Annotated in this window: 23 protein-coding genes; 1 reads left to right on the forward strand and 22 read right to left on the reverse strand. The window is 40.1% G+C overall.

Translation table 11 applies throughout. The features are described from left to right. Positions 1-49 precede the first annotated feature (49 nt). On the reverse strand, positions 50-2245 hold the full coding sequence (gene pbp2a, locus RN80_RS00985; RefSeq protein ID WP_060627199.1) for a penicillin-binding protein PBP2A: 2196 nt from the start codon (positions 2243-2245) through the stop codon (positions 50-52). A gap of 86 nt (positions 2246-2331) precedes the next feature. Here pbp2a and RN80_RS00990 point away from each other — a divergent pair, with 86 nt between their 5' ends. Next, positions 2332-3207, forward strand: a complete 876-nt coding sequence (locus RN80_RS00990; RefSeq protein ID WP_080998465.1) for an RluA family pseudouridine synthase — start codon at positions 2332-2334, stop codon at positions 3205-3207. A 67-nt stretch (positions 3208-3274) separates the two neighbouring features. Here RN80_RS00990 and gap read toward each other — a convergent pair whose 3' ends face one another. The 21 genes from gap to comGC all read right to left on the reverse strand — a co-directional run bounded on the left by gap (position 3275) and on the right by comGC (position 21695). After that, the gene (gene gap / locus RN80_RS00995; protein WP_000260687.1) at positions 3275-4285 is read right to left on the reverse strand and encodes a type I glyceraldehyde-3-phosphate dehydrogenase; all 1011 of its coding nucleotides are present in this window, start codon (positions 4283-4285) and stop codon (positions 3275-3277) included. Positions 4286-4461: 176 nt separating this feature from the next. Beyond that, entirely contained in the window at positions 4462-5763 is a 1302-nt protein-coding gene (locus tag RN80_RS01000; RefSeq protein ID WP_172672627.1) for an ABC transporter permease, read from the reverse strand. Further along, positions 5732-6415: an ABC transporter ATP-binding protein gene (locus tag RN80_RS01005; RefSeq protein WP_060627201.1), complete on the reverse strand. Its 684-nt coding sequence runs from the start codon at positions 6413-6415 to the stop codon at positions 5732-5734. The genes RN80_RS01000 and RN80_RS01005 overlap by 32 nt, the downstream gene beginning before the upstream one ends. Positions 6416-6628: 213 nt before the next feature. Next, complete coding sequence (locus RN80_RS01010) at positions 6629-7549, reverse strand: helix-turn-helix domain-containing protein (RefSeq protein WP_060627202.1); 921 nt, start codon at positions 7547-7549, stop codon at positions 6629-6631. Positions 7550-7672: 123 nt separating this feature from the next. Then, the gene (gene adhE, locus RN80_RS01015) at positions 7673-10324 is read right to left on the reverse strand and encodes a bifunctional acetaldehyde-CoA/alcohol dehydrogenase (RefSeq protein WP_060627203.1); all 2652 of its coding nucleotides are present in this window, start codon (positions 10322-10324) and stop codon (positions 7673-7675) included. A gap of 300 nt (positions 10325-10624) precedes the next feature. After that, positions 10625-11035, reverse strand: a complete 411-nt coding sequence (locus RN80_RS01020) for an MORN repeat-containing protein (RefSeq protein ID WP_020902388.1) — start codon at positions 11033-11035, stop codon at positions 10625-10627. Then, positions 11022-11465: a low molecular weight protein-tyrosine-phosphatase gene (locus tag RN80_RS01025; RefSeq protein WP_060627204.1), complete on the reverse strand. Its 444-nt coding sequence runs from the start codon at positions 11463-11465 to the stop codon at positions 11022-11024. The genes RN80_RS01020 and RN80_RS01025 overlap by 14 nt, the downstream gene beginning before the upstream one ends. Before the next feature lie 46 nt (positions 11466-11511). Continuing rightward, complete coding sequence (gene yajC, locus RN80_RS01030; RefSeq protein ID WP_001069289.1) at positions 11512-11811, reverse strand: preprotein translocase subunit YajC; 300 nt, start codon at positions 11809-11811, stop codon at positions 11512-11514. Positions 11812-11927: 116 nt separating this feature from the next. Then, positions 11928-13904, reverse strand: coding sequence for a transketolase (gene tkt, locus RN80_RS01035; protein ID WP_060627205.1), 1977 nt, complete (start codon positions 13902-13904; stop codon positions 11928-11930). A gap of 115 nt (positions 13905-14019) precedes the next feature. Beyond that, a complete protein-coding gene (locus RN80_RS01040; protein WP_060627206.1) occupies positions 14020-14643 on the reverse strand; it encodes a hypothetical protein in 624 nt (207 codons plus the stop codon). 50 nt (positions 14644-14693) lie between these two features. After that, positions 14694-15683, reverse strand: a complete 990-nt coding sequence (gene jag / locus RN80_RS01045; protein WP_060627207.1) for an RNA-binding cell elongation regulator Jag/EloR — start codon at positions 15681-15683, stop codon at positions 14694-14696. A 17-nt stretch (positions 15684-15700) separates the two neighbouring features. After that, positions 15701-16525: a membrane protein insertase YidC gene (locus RN80_RS01050; RefSeq protein ID WP_216596062.1), complete on the reverse strand. Its 825-nt coding sequence runs from the start codon at positions 16523-16525 to the stop codon at positions 15701-15703. Continuing rightward, positions 16500-16871, reverse strand: coding sequence for a ribonuclease P protein component (gene rnpA, locus RN80_RS01055; protein ID WP_060627209.1), 372 nt, complete (start codon positions 16869-16871; stop codon positions 16500-16502). The genes RN80_RS01050 and rnpA overlap by 26 nt, the downstream gene beginning before the upstream one ends. Before the next feature lie 149 nt (positions 16872-17020). Continuing rightward, positions 17021-18211, reverse strand: coding sequence for an acetate kinase (locus tag RN80_RS01060; RefSeq protein ID WP_060627210.1), 1191 nt, complete (start codon positions 18209-18211; stop codon positions 17021-17023). Between the two features lie 49 nt (positions 18212-18260). After that, positions 18261-19214 carry a class I SAM-dependent methyltransferase gene (locus RN80_RS01065; protein ID WP_049515760.1) on the reverse strand — a complete coding sequence of 318 codons (954 nt, stop codon included), beginning with the start codon at positions 19212-19214 and terminating at the stop codon, positions 18261-18263. 60 nt (positions 19215-19274) lie between these two features. Further along, a complete protein-coding gene (locus RN80_RS01070) occupies positions 19275-19862 on the reverse strand; it encodes a class I SAM-dependent methyltransferase (protein WP_060627211.1) in 588 nt (195 codons plus the stop codon). 32 nt (positions 19863-19894) lie between these two features. Next, positions 19895-20308 (reverse strand): competence type IV pilus minor pilin ComGG, encoded by a 414-nt coding sequence (gene comGG / locus RN80_RS01075; protein ID WP_060627212.1) that lies wholly within the window; start codon positions 20306-20308, stop codon positions 19895-19897. Then, positions 20286-20747, reverse strand: a complete 462-nt coding sequence (comGF, locus tag RN80_RS01080) for a competence type IV pilus minor pilin ComGF (RefSeq protein WP_060627213.1) — start codon at positions 20745-20747, stop codon at positions 20286-20288. Before comGF ends, comGG begins: the two co-directional genes overlap by 23 nt. After that, positions 20710-21012 (reverse strand): competence type IV pilus minor pilin ComGE, encoded by a 303-nt coding sequence (gene comGE / locus RN80_RS01085; protein WP_253275437.1) that lies wholly within the window; start codon positions 21010-21012, stop codon positions 20710-20712. The genes comGF and comGE overlap by 38 nt, the downstream gene beginning before the upstream one ends. Beyond that, on the reverse strand, positions 20975-21409 hold the full coding sequence (comGD, locus tag RN80_RS01090; protein WP_060627215.1) for a competence type IV pilus minor pilin ComGD: 435 nt from the start codon (positions 21407-21409) through the stop codon (positions 20975-20977). The genes comGE and comGD overlap by 38 nt, the downstream gene beginning before the upstream one ends. After that, the gene (gene comGC / locus RN80_RS01095) at positions 21372-21695 is read right to left on the reverse strand and encodes a competence type IV pilus major pilin ComGC (protein WP_060627216.1); all 324 of its coding nucleotides are present in this window, start codon (positions 21693-21695) and stop codon (positions 21372-21374) included. The genes comGD and comGC overlap by 38 nt, the downstream gene beginning before the upstream one ends. Between the last annotated feature and the right edge of the window lies 1 nt (position 21696).

The raw sequence follows: 21696 nt of genomic DNA on the forward strand, positions 1-21696 counted from the left end.
GCCTCCATCTTATCTATTATAACAAGAAAGCTAGGCTTTGACAAGCATCTTAGCGAAATAGATTGACTACCGAATCCCATATTGTTTGAGCCTTTTCCTTAATCTTAGCATCCGAGATAGCCCGACTAGCCTCATCTACCAGATTTTGTGCACGACTTCTAATATCAGAAAGGCTATTATCCGCCTGATTTTCTTCATTACTCTGTACTTGATTTCTTGTATTGGCTGGTGCAATTCCATTTTGCTTATAAGCATTTTCAACCGTAAAGGTACTTCCTGGCGTATAAGGTAAAATGGTATTTGCAATGTTTCTAAAGACATGGGCTGCACCGTTTGAAGTAGATCCTGCTAGATAGTGGCTTTCATCAGTGGTAGGGAAACCAAGCCAGTGACTAATCACTACATCCGGAGTATAACCAATCACCCACTGGTCACTTGTGTATTCAGGATTGAAAACAGCTTCAGTTGTACCAGTTTTTCCTGCCATGACATAATCTGCAGGAGATGAACTAATACCGGTACCGTTGGTAAATGTCCCCAACATCATACTGGTCATCTTATCAGCTACAGACTTATCAATCACCCGTTTTTGTGAATTTTTATGGCTCGCAATGACCTGACCACTAGCATTTTCAATTCTACTAATAAAATGAGCTTCCGGCATTAAACCTTCATTTGCAAAGGCAGCATATGCTTGAGCCATTTGCAGAGGGTTGGTTTCAACACCACTTCCCAAGGCGACACCAAGAACACGGTCGACCTTTTCCATATTGAGTCCAAATTTTTCTCCTGCCTCAAAAGCCTTATCAACACCCAAATCATTAACAGTGGCAACAGCAGGTAGATTAAGCGATTCTGCCAAGGCTTGATACATAGGAACTTCTCGACTCGTTTTGATCCCTGCATAGTTATCAACCTTATAGCTGTCATACTGCATGGTATGGTTATCCAACTGCTTATTCAAAGCCCAGCCAGCTTCAACTGCAGGCGTATAAACAACTAAAGGCTTAATTGTAGAACCAGGGCTACGTTTTGATTGAGTTGCATAGTTGAAATTCCGGAATCCAGTTTTATCATTGCCAGCAACCTGACCGACAACTCCACGAACTCCCCCTGTTTTCGGTTCGAGAGCTACACTTCCTGATTGAGCAAATGTTCCATCCTCTGCCCTCGGAAATAGTGATATATTTTCATAGACAACCTGCATATTTGCTTGATAGTTTTGGTCTAGCTCCGTGTAAATGCGGTAGCCATTATTGACAATTTCTTCCTCTGTTAGATTATACTTGGAAATGGCTTCGTTAACCACCGCATCAAAGTAAGAAGGATAGCGGTAATCTGAGATTTTTCCTTCATACTTATCGTGCAATTGCGAAGTCATATCAACTTCTGCAGCTTCGGTTTCTTGGTTTTTATCAATGTAACCCGCTGCAAGCATATTTTGCAAGACAGTATCACGACGATTAGTAGAATCTTCTACAGATTTCAAGGGGTTATACAGTTCCGGTCCTTTGAGCATCCCTGCCAGAGTCGCAGCTTGATCCAGACTCACTTCTGATGCAGAAACTCCAAAGTATTTCTTACTCGCATCTTCTACACCCCACACACCATTTCCAAAATAGGCATTGTTAAGGTACATGGTTAAGATCTGATCCTTACTATATTTTTTTGTTAATTCTAAGGCAAGGAAAAATTCTTTTGCTTTTCTCTCAACAGTTTGATCCTGCGACAGATAGGCATTTTTAGCCAGCTGTTGAGTAATAGTAGAACCACCACCTGAACGACCAGCAGTGACAATCGCCAAGAAGAAACGACCATAGTTAATCCCGTCATTTTTATAAAAAGAACGGTCTTCTGTCGCAATAACGGCATTCTGCAAATTTTTACTTATATCAGTCAATTCAACATAAGTTCCTTTTTGACCAGATAAGGCACCAGCCTCTTTTTCTTCACGGTCAAAAATGATAGTCCGAGTTTTCAAGGCGTTTTGCAAATCGTTAACATTGGTTGACTTAGCTACAGCAAACAAATAGGTTCCAACTAGCAAGCCTGCACTCAAACCTAGTATAAGGACAATCTTTGTTAGATGATAACGACGCCAGAATTTTCGAATTGGACCTACTTGGGCTAATTTTTTTCGATCACTACGCGAGCGACGTAAGCTAGTAGAATCAGAATCCTCTGATTCACTTGTTTCTTTTTTAAAAAGAGAAAGAAATTTCTCAAATAATTTATCTAATTTCATGCGTTTATTTTATCATCTTCGTCATAGGAAGACAAGAATTTAGCTATTTCCTATCCAAATAGGGCTTTTTTTGTTACAATATCTGTATGAAATTCACATTTACATTACCAGACTCTCTACCTCAAATGACGGTAAAGCAATTACTTGAGGAACAACTCCTCATCCCTAGAAAAATCCGTCATTTTTTGAGAATCAAGAAACATATTTTGATAAATCAAAAAGAAGTTCATTGGAACGAGATAGTAAATCCTGGAGATGTTTGCCAATTGACTTTTGACGAGGAAGATTATCCCGAAAAAGAAATTCCTTGGGGCAACCCAAAACTTATTCAGGAAGTTTATCAAGATCAACACTTGATTATTGTAAACAAACCCGAGGGAATGAAAACGCATGGTAATCAGCCAAGCGAAATCGCCCTTCTTAACCATGTCAGTGCCTATGTTGGCCAAACCTGCTATGTCGTTCATCGTCTGGACATGGAAACCAGCGGTTTAGTTCTTTTTGCTAAAAATCCTTTTATCCTCCCTATTCTCAATCGCTTATTGGAGAAAAAAGAGATTGCTAGAGAATATTGGGCACTTGTTGACGGAAATATCAACAGCAGAGAGCTTGTTTTCAGGGACAAAATCGGACGTGATCGCCATGACCGCAGAAAACGAATAGTTGATACAAAAAATGGGCAATATGCTGAAACGCATGTAAGCAGATTAAAGCAATTCCCAGACAAAACTTCCTTGGTTCGTTGCAAACTAAAGACCGGGCGAACCCATCAGATTCGTGTGCACCTTTCGCATCATAACTTCCCTATTTTAGGCGACCCTCTCTATAATAGTAAATCAAAAACAAGTCGGCTTATGCTCCACGCCTTTCGACTGTCCTTTACCCATCCGCTTACTCTAGAGAAATTAAGCTTCACTACCCTATCAGATACTTTTGAAAAAGAGTTAAAAAAGAATGGATGATAGCGTCATCCATTTTTAAATATTTAAAAAGCAAGACCAGAGGCCTTGCTTTTTATCGACTCAAGAATTATTTAGCGATTTTTGCGAAGTATTCAAGAGTACGAACAAGTTGTGCAGTGTATGACATTTCGTTGTCGTACCATGATACAACTTTAACCAATTGTTTACCGTCAACGTCAAGAACTTTAGTTTGAGTTGCGTCAAACAATGAACCGTAAGACATACCTACGATATCTGAAGATACGATTGGATCTTCTGTGTAACCGTATGATTCGTTTGAAGCTGCTTTCATAGCTGCGTTCACTTCATCAACAGTAACGTTCTTTTCAAGAACTGCTACCAATTCAGTAACTGATCCAGTTGGAGTTGGAACGCGTTGTGCAGATCCGTCAAGTTTACCGTTCAATTCTGGGATTACAAGACCGATAGCTTTTGCAGCACCAGTTGAGTTAGGAACGATGTTTGCAGCACCAGCGCGAGCACGGCGAAGGTCACCACCACGGTGTGGTCCGTCAAGGATCATTTGGTCACCAGTGTAAGCGTGGATAGTAGTCATCAATCCTTCAACAACACCAAAGTTGTCTTGAAGAGCTTTAGCCATAGGAGCCAAGCAGTTTGTAGTACATGAAGCACCTGAGATAACTGTTTCAGTACCGTCAAGAACATCGTGGTTAGTGTTGAATACAACTGTTTTAACGTCGTTTCCACCAGGAGCAGTAATAACAACTTTCTTAGCACCACCAGCGTGCAAGTGTTTTTCAGCAGCTGCTTTCTTAGCAAAGAAACCAGTAGCTTCAAGAACGATTTCTACACCATCGTTAGCCCAGTCGATTTGTTCTGGATCACGTTCAGCAGAAACTTTGATGAATTTACCGTTAACTTCAAATCCACCTTCTCTAACTTCCACAGTTCCGTCGAAACGACCTTGAGTTGTGTCATATTTCAACAAGTGTGCAAGCATAACTGGATCCGTAAGGTCGTTGATGCGAGTAACTTCAACACCTTCTACGTTTTGGATACGGCGGAAAGCAAGACGACCGATACGTCCGAAACCGTTAATACCAACTTTAACTACCATTAGTGATTTCCTCCTTATGAAAATCATGAAAATTTTATTGTGAAAAGAGTAACTTGAATCACTACAAATCACCTTTCAACAAACCTATTATATAACTATTTAAGTTTAATTGCAAGTACGGGCATTGTTTTTCTATGTTAGTTTCTTTTTCAGGCTATAAATCAAGAACTTCCTTACTATTCATATCGTAGCGATTCTACAGGATCCATTTTACTAATTTTACGTGCTGGGAAGTAGGCTGAGACATAACCAAGTAATAGAGCAAAAGCTAGAGTTCCTAAAATAGATAGAAGATTTAATTCAAAAACCTTCGTGATGGATGGGTAAAAGTGACTTACAATCGCATTCGCCAAACTTCCCACCCCTTGTGCAACCAAAAAGGCCAGCAGCAAGGCGATTCCTACAATCCAGATAGCCTCGTAAATAAAAATTCCTTTGACATCACGATTTTGATAACCAACTGCCTTCATGACACCTATTTCCTTAGAACGTTGCATGATATTGATGTAAATAATGATACCAATCATGACCGCTGCTACCACAATAGCTTGTGATGAAAGCACAATCAACAATCCCTGAATGACACGAATAAAGGTAATCACAATATCAAGAACCTTCTGTTGAGAAAGAACCGTATACTTCTTATTTTTCTGTAATTCTTCTGTTACCGTTTTTGTCTGTGATGGATCTTTGAGTTCCAAGATAAAATAAGATACAGCTTTTGTAAATCCAGCCTCTTTCAAAATCGTTTCCATTTGATTAGACGGCATGAAACTGTTGCTGTCCTCCATGTCATCTTCATCATTGATTACACGCACAATCTTCGTTTGAAATTGAGCAGTCTTGCTAGCTTCGGCAGCATTTTCCACAATACTTGCTGAGACTGATTTGCCAATAACATCACTAGCTGTCAGATTGTTTCCTGTCTGTTCATTCCAATTTTTTAGTAAACTGATTGGAATCGTTAATCCCTGTTCATTTGTATCAGTATAGAGGGAACCGGCTAATACTTTGTCCGCCTCATTACTACTAACAGAAATACTTGTATCCTCATAGAGACTCACTACCTGAGCATAAGAAGGCATCGTTTGACTAAAATCCATTTCTTGCCCATCTATAGTCATATTTGACATGGTCATCCCAAAAGGACTCTCCAAATATTTAATAGCTTCTTTTCCAACTGTATCCGTGATATAGTTCTTATCATCTTGGTTCAAAAAGCCTCGTCCAGCATTTTCTGTATTTAAAGCAATCTGAACTTGAGAAGGGATTTGACCTCCATTCGTATTTTCATCAATCATCGAAATCAAAGCATTTCCCAAGCCGAAAGAAATTAAGACTCCTACAAAACCGATTGAGGTTGCTAGCGCAATCAATAGGTTACGCCACTTTCTTTCCAGAAAGTTATTTAAAGAAAGTTTGAATTTATTTTTCAATGATAATCCTTTATTTTTTGACTTCTTCAACGACTTCACCATCCTTCATTTTGATAATCACATCTGCATATTCGGCAACCTCTGGATTATGGGTTACAATCAATACTGTTTTCCCTGTTTGGGCTAAATTTTTAAATACTTCCAATACCATTTCTTGGGATTGAGAATCCAGCGAACCCGTTGGCTCATCTGCTACAATCATATCAGGCTGATTTACCAAGGCACGCGCGATTGCTACACGTTGCTTTTGCCCGCCAGAAAGCTGTTTAACATTTTTAGCCATAAAAGGCTCCATTCCTAAGCTACTTAATTGCTCCTTTGCAATCATTGTCATCTCCCTGTCAGATAAATCTTTGACATAGAGAGGTAGCTTGACATTGTCCAAGACAGATTGATGAGGAATGAGGTTGAAGTTTTGAAACACAAATCCAATCTTGTTTTTACGAAATTGAGTTAGTTCAATCTCTGATAAGCCACGGAGAGATTCCCCTTTAAATTCTAAAACTCCTTCATATTGTCTATCTAGACCACTGATGATGTTTAGCAAGCTAGTTTTGCCACAGCCTGACGGCCCGTAAATCGCTGTAATTTTACCTTTTGCGATTTGCAGGTTTATATTCTTTAAAGCCTGTTCTTGATGTTTACCGTCCAAAGTGTAAAACTTTGAAATATTTTTAATGGATAAAATGGACATTCTTTCCCCCTTGTTTAAAACCGTTATCGTCATACATCATACTTATAGAAAATCCTTCAAGCTACTTCAGCACTGATTTCCCACCCTTTAAGCCTACTACTTAGAACTTTCTCTCTATTCCCTAGTTTGCTTCTGGATGTATATCAAGTAAAATTCATTTTAACAAAAAAGCGACATTTCTCCAATGACAGAAATGTCACTCCTATAAACTCTTTAACGATATCTTTCTAGATCCTCGGCCCATTCATTATCTAAACTAACGAGTAACTTCTCATTGCCAAACATCCTTGCCATCATTTTTGCTTCTTCATACTTTTGTTTGGCTGTTTCATAATCCATCTGAATATAATATTTCCACTCAATCATCGAGACAATCGGTTGTTTTTGAAAATCTCGTGTTTTTTGCCCTATTTTATTTAAGGTCTCGACTGCCCTCTTAAAATAATGAAGCAACCCCATAACCTCTATACAAGTTAAAGAAGCTAACAAGGAGTCTCTAAGTAAGTCCAAACAATCGAACTCTATCTTATCAACCTGAGAACTTAATTTGTCATGAAAATAAAGAATAGTTTCATGCTCAGACTTTTTTATCTCACCCTCGTTTAAACCATCCATTAACTGACAAAGAAAATACAGTCTCAATTTCAACAATTCCTCAGCCTTATATACATCTCTGGATAGTAAGTCTTGAAGACTGTCCTCAATCACACCACTTCCGTATAAAGAATTACTAGTCGCTCTCACTGCATCTATTGCCTGAAGGCAGTCCACTATCATCTTCTCATCACGGGGCAGGTCATCATAAAAACACTCAAAAATCTCATCAAAATATTCTTCCTTTTGTTCTTGCAACTCCTTGTCTCCATAGTCAGGGTGATGTAAAAGAAAGTACTTTAATTCTTGGTAGCGTTTAGGCAGTTCCTTATAATCTGGCATCAAGACGTAGGATGGAATTTCTAATCTATCTGCAATATATTCTAGTGTTTTTATAGTCGGTCGAAATTCTCCTTTTTCGATTCTCACCAACTGACGCACTGATAATTCAGACTCATCCCCACAAAAAACTGGACGACTAAGTCCTTTCTCCTCTCTTAAAAGTCGCACTTTATCCCCTAACTCATTTATCTTGTTCATTTGCCCCTCGCATGATTATAAAAGATTTGATTTTCAAATAAATATATGCGATGATTATACCATTTTTCAAATAGAATTACAAAAAAAGAGACAGGGATTCCCTGCCTCTAGGCTGATAAACAATTATTTACGGCGTCCTGGTCTTTCTTTGTAGCCATAGTAAGAATCTTCGATGATTTCTTGCATATGGTCAACCATTGGAAGGCGTGGGTTAGCTGGTGAACATTGGTCTTCGTAAGCAAGGAAGGCTAATTCACGTGAATGTTCTTTCCATTCTTTTTCGTCGATACCTTGTGCTTTGAAGTTCATTTGGATACCTACGCGCTCACCAAGTTCATAGACAGCTTTTGCGTAAGATTCCACACCTTCTTCTGGAGTAGAAGCTGGAAGTCCAAGCATACGAGCGATATCTTGGTACTTCTCATCTGCACGGTAGTAGTTGTACTTAGGCCATGTTGCTGTCTTAGCTGGACGTGTACCGTTGTAGCGGATGACGTATGGAAGCAAGATAGCATTTGTACGACCGTGGATTGTGTGGAATTGCGCACCAATCTTATGGGCCATTGAGTGAGAAATACCTAGGAAGGCATTGGCAAAGGCCATACCAGCGATTGTTGAAGCGTTATGCATTTTCTCGCGTGAATGGAAGTCTGCATTCTTAACTGAGCTTTCAAGGTTTTCGAATACAAGTTTGATCGCTTGAAGTGCAAGACCATCAGTGTAGTCGCTAGCCATTTGTGATACGTAAGCTTCAGTCGCGTGGGTCAATACGTCCATACCAGTGTCCGCAGCAACAAATCCAGGAACTGTCAATACCAAAGCAGGGTCTACGATTGCCACAGTTGGTGTCAATGAGTAGTCAGCGATTGGGTATTTACGGTTATTTGCTTTATCAGAGATAACGGCAAATGGTGTTACTTCAGATCCTGTACCAGATGTTGTTGGGATTGCGATGAATTTAGTCTTCTTACCAAGCAACGGGAATTTGAAGGCACGTTTACGGATATCCATGAATTTTTGTACAAGGTCACGGAAGTCTACTTCTGGTTGTTCGTAGAAGAGCCACATTACTTTAGCAGCATCCATTGGAGATCCACCACCAAGAGCGATGATTGTATCTGGTTTGAAGGCACGCATGATTTCAGTACCACGTTCAACTGTAGTGATATCTGGATCTGGTTCTACATCAGCAAAGATTTGGTAAACAACCTTATTGCGACGAAGATCAAGTTGTTCAATGATACGATCAAGGAAACCAAGCTCTACCATGGCATGGTCAGTAACGATCATGACACGTTCAACGTCACGACATTTTTGAAGGTATTGAATTGAATCACGTTCAAAGTATGTTTTTGAAGGAAGTTTCATCCATTGCATGTTATTTCTCCGTCTTCCGACTTTTTTGATATTCAAAAGGTTAATGGCACTAACGTTATCCCCAACTGAGTTACGTCCGTAAGAACCACATCCGAGTGTCAATGATGGCAAGAAGGCATTGTAAACGTCCCCGATACCACCGAAAGTAGAAGGTGAGTTACAGATAACACGAATAGCTTTAACAGCTTTACCAAATTCTTTAGTCAATTCTTCGTCAGCTGTGTGGATAGCTGCTGAGTGACCAAGACCGTTAAATTCAACCATTTGACGAGCTTTGGAAATACCATCTTCACGGCTTTCAGATTTCAAAACTGCGATAACTGGTGACAATTTTTCACGAGTCAATGGCTCGTTTTCACCAACTTCTTTACATTCTGCAGCAAGAATGTTTGTTCCTTCTGGAACTGTAAATCCTGCTTGCTCTGCAATCCAAGTTGCTGGTTTACCAACGATGTCAGCGTTCAATTTCGCACCAGCACAGTTTTTGCTGTTTGCTTTCACGCCGAAGCAGAATTCTTCAAGAAGAGCTTTTTCTTTCTTGTTTACAAAGTAAGTGTGGTAAGATTTGAACTCTGCTACAAATTCATCGTAAATTTCTTTATCAATGATAACCGCTTGTTCAGATGCACAGACCATACCATTATCAAATGATTTAGACATAACGATATCGTGTGCTGCTTGACGGATGTTTGCTGATTTTTCAACATAAGCTGGAACGTTTCCGGCACCTACCCCAAGAGCTGGTTTACCACATGAGTAAGCCGCTTTAACCATGGCATTACCACCTGTTGCAAGAATTGTTGCAACGCCTTCGTGGTTCATAAGCGCACTAGTTGCTTCCATAGATGGTTCAGTGATCCACTGTACACAGTTTTCAGGAGCTCCTGCTTTAATCGCAGCATCACGAACGATTTGAGCTGCGTGAGCTGATGATTCTTGAGCTGAAGGGTGGAAGGCAAAGACGATTGGGTTACGTGTCTTCAATGAAATCAATGATTTGAAGATCGCTGTTGATGTTGGGTTTGTTGTTGGAGTGATACCACAAACAACACCAACTGGTTCAGCGATAAGAGTCAAACCTGTTACATCGTCTTCTTCAATAACGCCAACTGTCTTAGTGTGGCGCATGTTGTTTACTACGTGTTCACAAGCAAACAAGTTCTTAGTTGCTTTATCTTCAAATACACCACGTCCTGTTTCTTCAAAGGCATGTAAAGCCAATTCTCCGTGGGCATCCAAAGCTGCAACTGACGCTTTAGCTACGATGTAGTCGACCTGTTCTTGGTCGAGTTTACGCATTTCCTCAAGAGCAACTAAAGCTTTTTGCACCAAGCCATCGACATGCTTTTCAGCAGCGAGTTTCTTTTCTTCTGGTGTCACAGTTTTTTTATCAGCCATATTTTCCTCCATAGCTTTCAAGGATCGATATCCTTTGTTAATTTTTTCACAAGTTTATTATAACGCATTATTTCAACTTTGTAAACAGTTTCATAAACATTTCACAAAGAATTTTTTATTGTTTGTGAATTTTTTCTCATTTTCTTTACTTATCAAGTTTTTTCTTTAGAGTTTGTGAAATGAATTTCAAATATTTTTTTATTTCACAAGCTTGATTGGAAGAGGAGCTTGGAAAGAGATAGATTTTCTAGTAAGCGCTTACTTTTAGGTACTAACAATACCTCCTTTGATAAGGAGGCTTTATTTTTGTTGAAAAACGCCTTGTTTAAAAGTCCCTTCATAAACGACTTCTTGTTCTGTTGTTAGTTTCCCTTTTCCTTCAGCCTGACCATTTACAAAATCACCTTCGTAGGTCCAGCCTTCTTTAGATTGAAAGGTACCTTTTCCGTTGAAGGCTCCATTGTTGAAACCACCAGTATACTGGTCTCCATTTTGGAAAGTAATGGTACCCTGTCCATTCATTTTACCACGGACAAGACTGCCGTCGTAAACAATGGTTCCATTATCAAGCTTTAGAACACCTTTTCCGGGAATATTTAGAAAAAAGACGAGCACAGCACAAAAAACAATCGTAACTACTGCCAAAAGCTCTAAACGTGGGCGAGTCAGATAGACACGATACTTTTCGTAAAAATTCTTAAGATTTTCCATCTTCACTCTCCTTTTCTAAACGTTCTAACCAAGCTTGACAACCCTCTTGAACACGCTGATAGGTTTCTTCAAAATCTCCTGTATACCAAGGATCTGGAACACTTTCAGATGCAAATGAGTAAATCTTATCTTGACAGTCTACTGGACACATCTGACGTAGGTCAGAAACATTTGAAGCATCCATGCCGATAATATAATCAAAGGCTTCAAAATCTTCCTTACTAATCTGAAGCGATGTTTTGGCTTTGTCGTAAGGAATCTCATACTGTTGAAAAATCCCTTGAGTTCCCTTATGAATCGGATTGCCATGTTCCCAAGAAGAAGTCGCTCGACTTTGGATTTCATAATTATCTGTCATTGATTTCATAACAAACTCAGCCATAGGACTACGGCAAATATTCCCCAGACAGACAAAGACTAGTTTTTTCATCCCATTTCCTTTCTTTTATAGAAAAACGGGAGTTAGTAATCCCGTCTTATTTTTCAATTGCACCTTCTAGTGAAGCTGTTTCTTTCAGCGGTAATACTGTCTTGATAGCAGCTAGTTCAAAAGTCAAGTAAACTCCATCTACATCAAGAACAATCGTTCTCTTCTCAGTATCTACTTCATCGACTGTTCCGTAAAGTCCACCGATTGTAATCACTTCATAGCCTTTTTGCAGTTTATTTAAGCTTTCCATACGTTTTTGTGCTTGTTTCTTTTGAGAGCGTTGCATAAAGAACATTAAGCCTAACATCGCTACAAGCATAATTAAAAATGTATAATTTGGATTCATTTTCTTCTCCTTTGTCTTTTACATAGGACTACTATATCAAATTTCAGCTACTTTTACAAGATTGTACCTTGCTTTTCTAATAAGAAAAACCAGAGCTTGCGCCCTGATTTTTAGGATTATTTCAAGTTTTGAACGACTTTTACAAGATTTTCAACTGTAAATCCGTACTCTGCCAATACTTTTGGTGCTGGAGCAGAGGCTCCGAAGGTATCAATACCGAGAACAGCACCATCTAGACCAACATATTTGTACCAGTTTTGAGTTGCACCCATTTCGACTGCAACACGACGGCGAACTGCATTTGGAAGAATTTCTTCCTTGTAAGCCGCATCTTGTTTATCAAAGACATCTGTAGATGGCATGCTGACTACGCGGACTTTTGCACCTTGACTAGCCAACTCTTTGGCAGCTGAGACAGCAAGATTAACCTCTGAACCTGTCGCAATCAAGATGGTATCAAAGTCTGCTGCATTTTCATAGACAACATAGGCACCTTTTGCAACCTTGTCGAAGTCTGTTCCCTCTTCAACAGTCAAGTTTTGACGTGTCAAGACAAGGGCAGTTGGTGTTTTCTCACTTGTCACTGCAAGGTACCAAGCTGCTTGCGTTTCACGCGCATCTGCTGGACGGAAAACATTCAGATTTGGCATAGCACGAAGACCTGCTAAGTGCTCAACTGGTTCGTGCGTAGGACCGTCTTCCCCGACTGCGATTGAATCGTGGGTAAAGACATAAGTCACAGGAAGTCCTTGTAAGGCTGACAAGCGAACAGCTGCCTTCACATAGTCAGAGAAGACGAAGAAAGTACCACCGTATACACGAAGTCCACCGTGAAGGGCCATCCCGTTCAAAATCGTTCCCATTGCAAATTCACGAACACCAAACTGAATGTTACGGTTCAAGCGATTGGCATCGTCTTGAAGTCCGTCAGTCTTGATATAAGTCATGTTTGAGTGAGCTAGGTCAGCTGATCCACCTAGGAAGGTTGGTAACTTAGCTGCCACAACGTTCAAAGCATCCTGACTCGAGTTACGAGTTGCTTGAGAGAAACCATTTTCTAAAGCTGGGAAGTCTGCTGGAGTCACTTCAACTGGATCACGTCCATCGATGATAGCTTTTACTTCTGCAGCCAGTTCTGGATGAGCCTCTTTATAGTCAGCAACTAATTCAGTCCAAGCTTGATAAGCTGATGCGCCACGATCTGCAACATGTTCTTTGAAATCAGCATAAACTTGTTCTGGTATTTCAAATGGTTCATAGTCCCAAACAAGTGCTTGACGAGTAGCTGCAGTTTCATCTGCTCCAAGAGGAGCACCGTGTACAGCATTAGTTCCTTGTTTGTTTGGAGAACCGTATCCAATAACCGTCTTCACTTCAATCAAAGATGGTTTTCCTGAAGCTTTAGCTGTTTCGATAGCAGCATGGATTGCTTCTAAGTCTGTTCCATCTTCTACCAAGGCAGTATGCCAACCGTAGGCATTGTAACGGTCACGAACACTTTCTGTAAAGGAATCCTTTGTCTCACCATCCAAGTTGATGTCATTTGAATCATAAAGAACAACCAACTTGTCTAGTTTTTGCAAACCTGCGTATGAAGCCGCCTCACTTGAGACACCTTCCATCAAGTCTCCGTCTCCACAGATAACGTAAGTATAGTGGTCAAAGATATTGTAGCCTTCGCGGTTATATTTGGCTGCCAAGAAACGTTCTGCTTGGGCAAAACCAGTGGCAGTTGAAATCCCTTGACCTAGAGGACCTGTTGTAGCATCAATCCCTGCTGTATGGCCAAATTCTGGGTGACCTGGTGTTTTTGAACCCCATTGACGGAAGCTCTTGATCTCATCCATGCTGACATCTTCAAAGCCAGAAAGGTGAAGAAGGGCATAAAGAAGCATTGAACCGTGACCAGCTGAAAGAATAAAACGGTCGCGGTTAATCCAGTTTGGTTGAGCTGGATTGATACGAAGTTGTTTTGTAAAGAGGCTGTAAGCCATCGGAGCCGCTCCCATAACCACACCTGGGTGACCTGAGTTGGCTTTGTTGATAGCGTCAATACCTAGGAAACGAATTGCATTAACAGATAGATTTGACATAGAATTTCCTTTCTATTTGAGGTGATGATTGAATCACACATTCTATTTTACTATTATATGAAAAAATACATAGAATAGCAATTAAACAATTCGACGTAAATAAGTATTCTATTTGCTATCCTCTAGTCGCCTGATAGTAGGGAAGTAAGCGCTCATAAGCTTCATCTAATTTTTCTAAAATCACTTCTAATGATTGATTTTCTATAAAAGCAACATCTGCTTTAACTAACACTTTTCGGATTTCTTGACTGCCTATCTTCTCGACTAAGACCTGACGATTTTCTTCGTTCGCCTCCCACCGTTGACTTTGACCATCAGAGTAGGCTAGATAATAAATCCCTTCTACTGGTGGAATTTCTAAAACCTTGGCCTGCTTGCCTAGAGTTTGCTCATCTTTCTTGCGCTCGATGAAACTGACTTCTAGTGAGACTCCAAAACCAGAAGAACTTCCGTACAAACGTAAGGCCATCATTGGCTCTGTCACTTTCCCCTCACGATGTAGATAAGCCCAGAAGTGTGGTCGCAAACGTTGCGCCTGATTCATCCACTGGCTAGTCTGTTGGAGTTGCCATTCTGGATGGCTTGCTTGAAAGGCTTTAGCTAGCTCTGTAAAAGCCTTTCTGGCCTCTTGACCTTTGTGGCGAAATGCCAGCATTTTTTCTCGCTCTGCTCCAGACTTATCCGGATTACGGTACTGCAAACCAGCAAAGTCTAGATAGTCTCTTATCTTATTCAACATTAATTTAATCTCCTCCAGCTAGCAAAAAATCAGGAGAACCCTGATTTTACTTATTCTGTATCTACAACGACATAGCGATTTGGCTCATCACCCTCAGAGTAACTAGTCACGCCATCCATACGTGAAATAATACGATGGATGATCTTGCGTTCGCTATTTGACATAGGATCTGTTTGATGACTACGTCCTTCTTCTAAAACACGAGTCGCCAATTTTTGAGCATAGGTCTGTAAGACTTCTGCACGATGTTCAACATAATCATTGACATTAATAGTAATGTAGAAGGTTCTTGAATAGCGGTTGTAAAGATAATTTTGAGCCAATAGTTGCAAGGCCTTCAAAACTTTACCATGATAACCAATAATACGCCCTGGCTCATTGGTATCAATTTGTAAATTGATGCTACGACGGTTATAATCATTTGAAATCGTCGCCTCAACATCCATATCATCAATGATTGTTTGGACATAAGTCGTTACTTCCGTAGCTACTTGTTCAATGTCAAAACTCGGTTCCACTTTTAAGCCCAAATCTTCTAATTCTTGACTTTCAGTTCGTTCAGCTTGAGTCTCGACAATAGGAGTTTCTACTTCTTCTCCGAAACCAGCTTCTTCAAGCTGTAATTCATTTAAAATCTCAATATGCCCAGTTTCTTCTAAAATGGTGTTAGCATGTTTTTCATTTTTCAAAATTTCAGCCTTAACTTCATCAGAAACCCCTTGGCCTTCTTCTTCAATCTTTTTAATTGCTTCTACAACATGACCCAAATCAACGGTTGCTTCACTGACCGTTTTGACCGGTTCATTTTGTTCATTGATTTCTTTAGGAACACCCTTAACAGCTTGTTGATTTGCTTTAATGACAGTTGTTTCACTAATAGCTTCAATGTCAACCTGAGCTGGTTTTTTACCAAATAAACCAAGAAATCCATTTTTTTCACGAGAAATGACTTTGATGTGAGCCTTCATTCTTGGAATATCTAATTCTTTCAATCCTTTCTGGATTGCTTCTTCAACAGTTGAACCTGTAAATACTACCATTACCAGATTCCTCCTTATTATTTCGTTTTCTGAGCCTTTTTCTTGGCTTTTCTTTTTCTATTTTCCAAATCTTTTTGTGCTTGTACTACGGCCTCGCGCTCTGCGATAATCTTGAATGGATTGTTCAAGAAATAGGTTTGCAAGACTTGATAAGCATTGGACACTGCCCAGTAGAGAGCGACTCCGCTCGGAGCATAAACCCCAAAGACAAAGATTAAGACTGGAATCCCATACATCATCGCAGTCGTAGCGCCATTACGTTCAGACAAGGCTTTATTAGACAGCCAAGTACTTAAAAAGGTAAATACAGCTGCTAAAATCGGAAGCACAAGGGTTGTATCCACACCACCAAGGTTAATCCATAAGAAATGCCCTGTCTTCAAAAAGTCAACCCTTGATAGAGCTTGGAACAAGGCCAAGATAAGCGGCATCTGAATCAAAATCGGCCAAAGAGAATCCGACTGTCTGACACCCATTTCTTTAAAGACTTTACGCATTTCTTGCTCTAGCTTAGTTCTGCTTTCCATATCTCGACCTGGATATTGTTCTCGAAGCGCCTTAATGCGTGGTTGAGCTTCCTGCATTTTTCTGGATGCCACCATTTGCACTTGGAAGACTGGCAAGAGCACTGTACGAATCAAGACCGTAAAGAGAATAATCCCCACTCCGATACTGATGTCAAACGATAAAAAGCGAATGATTTCCGCAAAGAAGTAAACGAATTTACTCCAAAAATCAGCCGAATTGGCTGTAATATCGCTAGTTGTCCCATTTGTTGCACAGGCTGTCATGATAAATAGAGACAGTCCTAGCAAACTAGTCAACTGTAGTTTCTTTTTCACTCCCATTTCCTTCCTGGTAAATCTTTGATAATTTTAATACGTGGAGTAGATTTTTCTCCATCTCTGCGTATCCCAAGGTTTCGACTCCTTTTCGAGCAATGATAACAAAGTCGACATCTTCTACCAGACTCCCTTTGGCATTCTGGATAATATGCCGAATCCGTCGCTTAATTTGATTTCTAGTGACGGCATTCCCCAGTTTTTTGCTAACTGATAGACCTACTCGAAAATGGTTTTTCTGGTTTTCTAGTTGGTAGACAACAAATTTGCGATTGGCAAAACTTGTCCCCTCCTTAAAAATCGCCTTAAAATCTTTCTCTCTTTTTACACGAAAGTTTTTCTTCAAAACTCAACTCCATCTATTAAATTACTACTATTATACCATATTTTTCAAAAAAGCCAATCATAGCAAGGTTTTGGACAATTTCATCAGAAAAAGAAGCTGGAAAAATCACTTTTCCAACTCCTTGTACGGAATATTTTTTCTGATTTTTGTTATTTTTTCAAGCGTTCAACGTCACGGGCAATGACTAATTCTTCATCTGTTGGAATAACCAAGACACGGATTTTCGCTGCCTCTGTTGAGATGTCTCCTGTCACGCCAAAGACGTTCTTTTCTGGGTCAACATCACAGCCAAACCAAGAAATTCCTGAGATAACATCCTTACGTACAGCAGCTGCATTTTCTCCGATACCTGCTGTGAAGATAATAGCATCTGCTCCATTTAGGACTGCAAGGTATTGACCGATATGTTTTTGGATACGATCAACATACATTTCATAGGCTAAAGTGGCATCGTGGTCCCCTTCTTCCATAGCAGCAATCACATCACGCATATCACTAGATTTGCCTGAAACACCCATAAGTCCTGATTCACGATTAAGGACGCGACTAATATCTTCAGGCGTGTTAAAGTCCTCTGTATATTGCATTAGGTAAGGAATGATAGCTGGGTCAATATCCCCTGTACGAGTTCCCATCATCACACCACCAAGTGGAGTGAAGCCCATTGAAGTATCGACAGATTGACCACCCTTAACTGCTGTAATAGAAGCACCATTACCGATGTGGCAAGTAATCAATTTCAAATCTTCTAATGGACGTCCCAAGAGTTTTGCAGCTTCTCCTGCTACAAACTGGTGGCTTGTACCGTGGGCACCGTATTTACGAACCTTGTTTTCTGTGTAATATTTTGTTGGTAGAGGGTAGCGATAAGCTTTCTCTGGCATACTTGTGTGGAATGAAGTATCAAAAACAACTACACTGGTAATGTCTGGCAACAATTCCTTGAAGGCACGAACACCTGCTGCATTGGCTGGATTGTGGAGAGGAGCCAACAAGCTCAACTCTTCAACTTTTTCTAAAACATCTCCCTCAACGACTGTTGATTCTTTGAAATATTCTCCACCTGCCACAACACGGTGTCCAACACCAGTAATCTCATCGTAAGCCTTGATAATATCGAAACGAATCAAGTCATCCAATAAAATTTTAACGGCTTGTGTATGATTTTCGATATCCAAAATCTGTTGTTCAGAACGGCCATCAAATTTTACAGTTGAAATCGAATCTTTCAAACCGATACGTTCAATCAAGCCTTTGGCTAACACTTTTTCCTCTGGCATTAAGTATAATTGCCATTTTAAACTTGAACTTCCTGCATTGATTGCAATTGTTTTTGTCATAACAAGACTCCTCTTTTAAGCGTTTTCATCTATTATAACAAAATCTATTTTATATTTCAGTACCTTGAGTCCATTTTTGAAAATTTTCTTTAAATTTCATTAAAACACTTGCATCTTGCAAGCTAGCAAGAGGATAAACAAAAGGATCTACTGTTATTTCATTTTTCTTCTGTAGGATAAAAATGGTCTTAGATTGTTTGGCATTGGCAAAGAGATTTTCAGGCAAACTAATCATGGCAGTCAGACTTGCCTCCTCTTTCAACCAACCTTTCAACAAGTCACTTTGAGGACTGGTCAACAAATCACTCGGAGCTAGAAAAATAGCGTAGCCATCTGATTTGAGGTACTTAAGCCCTTGTTCCATGAGCAAGTGATGGGCGTAGGTATTTTCTTGACTAGAAGCAACTTGATGGCGCGACGCAACGGCATCATCAGGATAATAGCCGACAGGCAAGTCGCTGATGACCACGTCGCTTTCTTTGAGCATTTGTGGACGAACAGCATCTCCTTGGACAAAGCCAGCCTGCAAACCAATTACATCTGCCATGCTTGCTGCCAAATCAATCAGCAAATCATCCACTTCCATTCCCAAGTAATCCACCTTTTTATCAAGCGAGGTCAAGAAAGTAGCGCCTAGAATTCCCATCCCAGAACCCATTTCGAGGATCGTAATCTCCTCTTCTTTAAACAACTCTTCCACAATAAACACCAAAAGTAAAGCAATGGCATCTGGTGTAAACTGGTGATTGGCCTGTAGGGGCTCTGTCTGCCCAGCCTTCATCAAGAGAAACTGGTAGGTCTTGAGCCATTCTTCTTTGCGTAGCGCTAAGCGTTTAAGGGCCTGATTGTTTTCCTTGACCTGCTCTAGCTCAGTTTCACCATCCAGATAGATGCTATTTTGCTCCACCAAGGCGTCATAAAAGTTGGTCGCCAAATCACTTTGGATGACTTGGACATTCTCTAGTAAATACGTATAAGCTTGTTCAATTTTTTCAAAATCCATATTCCTATCTTATCAAATTTCCCTTCTTTTTTCCATCCTTATAGAAAAATCACTCCCTGACTAGGCGAGTGATTTTTGGGCTACTGTTAAAAAGAGTTCTGCGTAATTTCCTTGAAACAGGTCTTCAGCGCTATAGAGAATCTGACTATGCACAGATGAAAAACCAAACTGGGCTAGCTTGTTTTCCAGTTCAGGCAATTTAAATCCATGATGGTTAGCTTCTGTCTTGGTAAAATCAGCAAGTAGGAGTTGTCCATCTTCCCTCAAATGTTGATAAAACAGTAAGAGAGTCGCATCCAAATCAGGCATATGATGAAGAACACGACAAACAACAATGAGATCAAACTCTTTCTCCAAGGGTTTTTCCAGTAAATCTTGCTCCAAAAAGTGGATATTCTTGATGTCTTGCCGCTCCGCTTTCAAACGAGCTTGCTCCAGCATTTTCTCCGAAATATCCACCAATGTCACAGACTTGGCCTGCTTGGCTAGAGGCAAGGTTAACAGCCCCGTCCCTCCACCGAAATCCAAAATTTCTTTGTCTGATAGAAGATCAATCTGTTTCTTGACTGCTTGACAAACCAAGTTTGCAAGGAAGATATTTTTAGGGGAATCGAAAGTTTCTGCTTTGTGGTTAAAATCATGTTTCATATTTTTAGTTTAGCACAAAGTAGCTTGATTGGCTAGGAATTCTCTTTCTTTTCAACTTTCTCTTCTGATTTTTTCTTCTCTGCTTGATTACTTGAATCAGTCACTACCTTTTCCTTTTTATCTGTTTTCTCTTCTTTGATTTTGACGGAAGGAAAGATGAACTCATATTGACTCTTAGGCGTACGAACCGTCGTCACCAAGCTTGTTTTCTTATTTTGATAACTCACTTGACCCAGATTAAAGGCCTGTTCCCCACTTTCTTGCTCAACCTTATCTTTGGTTCGATTGGCCATAGCAAAAGCAATCAGCTTTTCTTTATTCAAAGAATAGTCTTGATAGTGGGCGACTTGTCTGTTCAAGTAAAATTGTAACAAAAGACTAAAGATGGCTGCCATAGTGACTGCATAGATGAGAACACCCGCCTTAACTTTTTGCTTTTTCCACACGATAGATGAACTCCCTTTCTAAGCCTTTTTGGAATTGAAAACGAAAGCGAACCACTTGATTGTCCTCTGTAATCTGTGCAGATTTGAGTCCATAAATCATAGGCTGATATCCTCGTCCACTGGCATCGGTTTTCCGAAAATCATCTGATTTAGACTTACCTATCGCAATTTCCTTGCCATCCTGCTTCATATAAATGCGATTACCTTCTACTTTTTCGAACTGCGAACGGTCTAATTCTGCCTCCAACTGGTCCACAAACAGGAGCCACTCCTTTTGCTCGCTTTGTTGCTGGTATCGAACTTCTGAAATAAGGAGCTGACTCATGGCTTGAAAGAGAAGTAAACTCCCACTGATAACAATAAGAGCAATCAGGGATTCTAACAGGGTAAAAGCCTTGATTTTAATGCTCTTTGATAGCCAACAACTGTTCTGAGCCATGATAAACCTCCAATCCCTTTTCACTAGAAAACACCTGAATCTCAACTCCGTTGATGTTTACCTGATTTTGACCTGTCTGCAAGGCCATCTTAGCTACCCTCAAGACTTCTTCCTTTTGCAAAATTTTTGCTTCTTCTTGTCTATTTTTCTGAATTTGTCCCAAAAGAAGGGTCGCAATGCTGGCAAAGATAGCTAGAGCGACTACTGCTTCCAGCAAAATCACTGCCCTAATTTTTTGTTTCCTTAATGCGTTTAATTTTTCCATTTCCTAGATATAACTGATAGCGAATAGCTCCTTTACTGGTCTGAAATTCAACCTTAGCCAGGGACGAATTGCCTCCAACTCGGTCAAATGTGATACTTTGTCCCGATAGTGCTTGAATTCCTTTAGGAACTGTCAGCTTTTGACTGCCATTGCTAATGGTCTTTCCGTCTATGCTCAAACTTGTCTTTTGCTGACTAGCTACACTGCGTTTTTGAGTTTCCCGATAGAGTTCTTCAAACTCCATAAAGAAAATCTGCTCCTCTACCGCCGCAAAAGTGGACTGGACAGAGCCAGACAAGCCCAAGGCAAGGATACTCACAAGACCCAAAACCAATAGACTTTCAAACATGGTAAAGGCCTTAATCTGAAACACTTTGACTGGTACCTTGTTTAACATGGTATTCTTTATAAGCTTTAGCCTGCTCTTCTGTGATTCTCCCATCTGCTTGTAACTTGCTTAGGCTAGCATCTTCATTTTTATCCAAGCTATAAAGCTCTGCCTGGCTTTCCACAACCTTAACAACAGCAGCTTTTCCTTTGTCATTGACTGCTTCTTTTTGCTTGGTCAGATTAGGTACAAAGAGTAATAGAAGCACGCTGATGATGAGCAAGACCACCAACATCTCCACAAGCGTGAAAGCCTTCACTTTCGTTTTTTTCAAGAATGTCATAATTTTTTTCATT

Origin of the sequence: Streptococcus mitis, assembly GCF_001281025.1 — a bacterium.
Taxonomy (GTDB): domain Bacteria; phylum Bacillota; class Bacilli; order Lactobacillales; family Streptococcaceae; genus Streptococcus; species Streptococcus mitis_AK.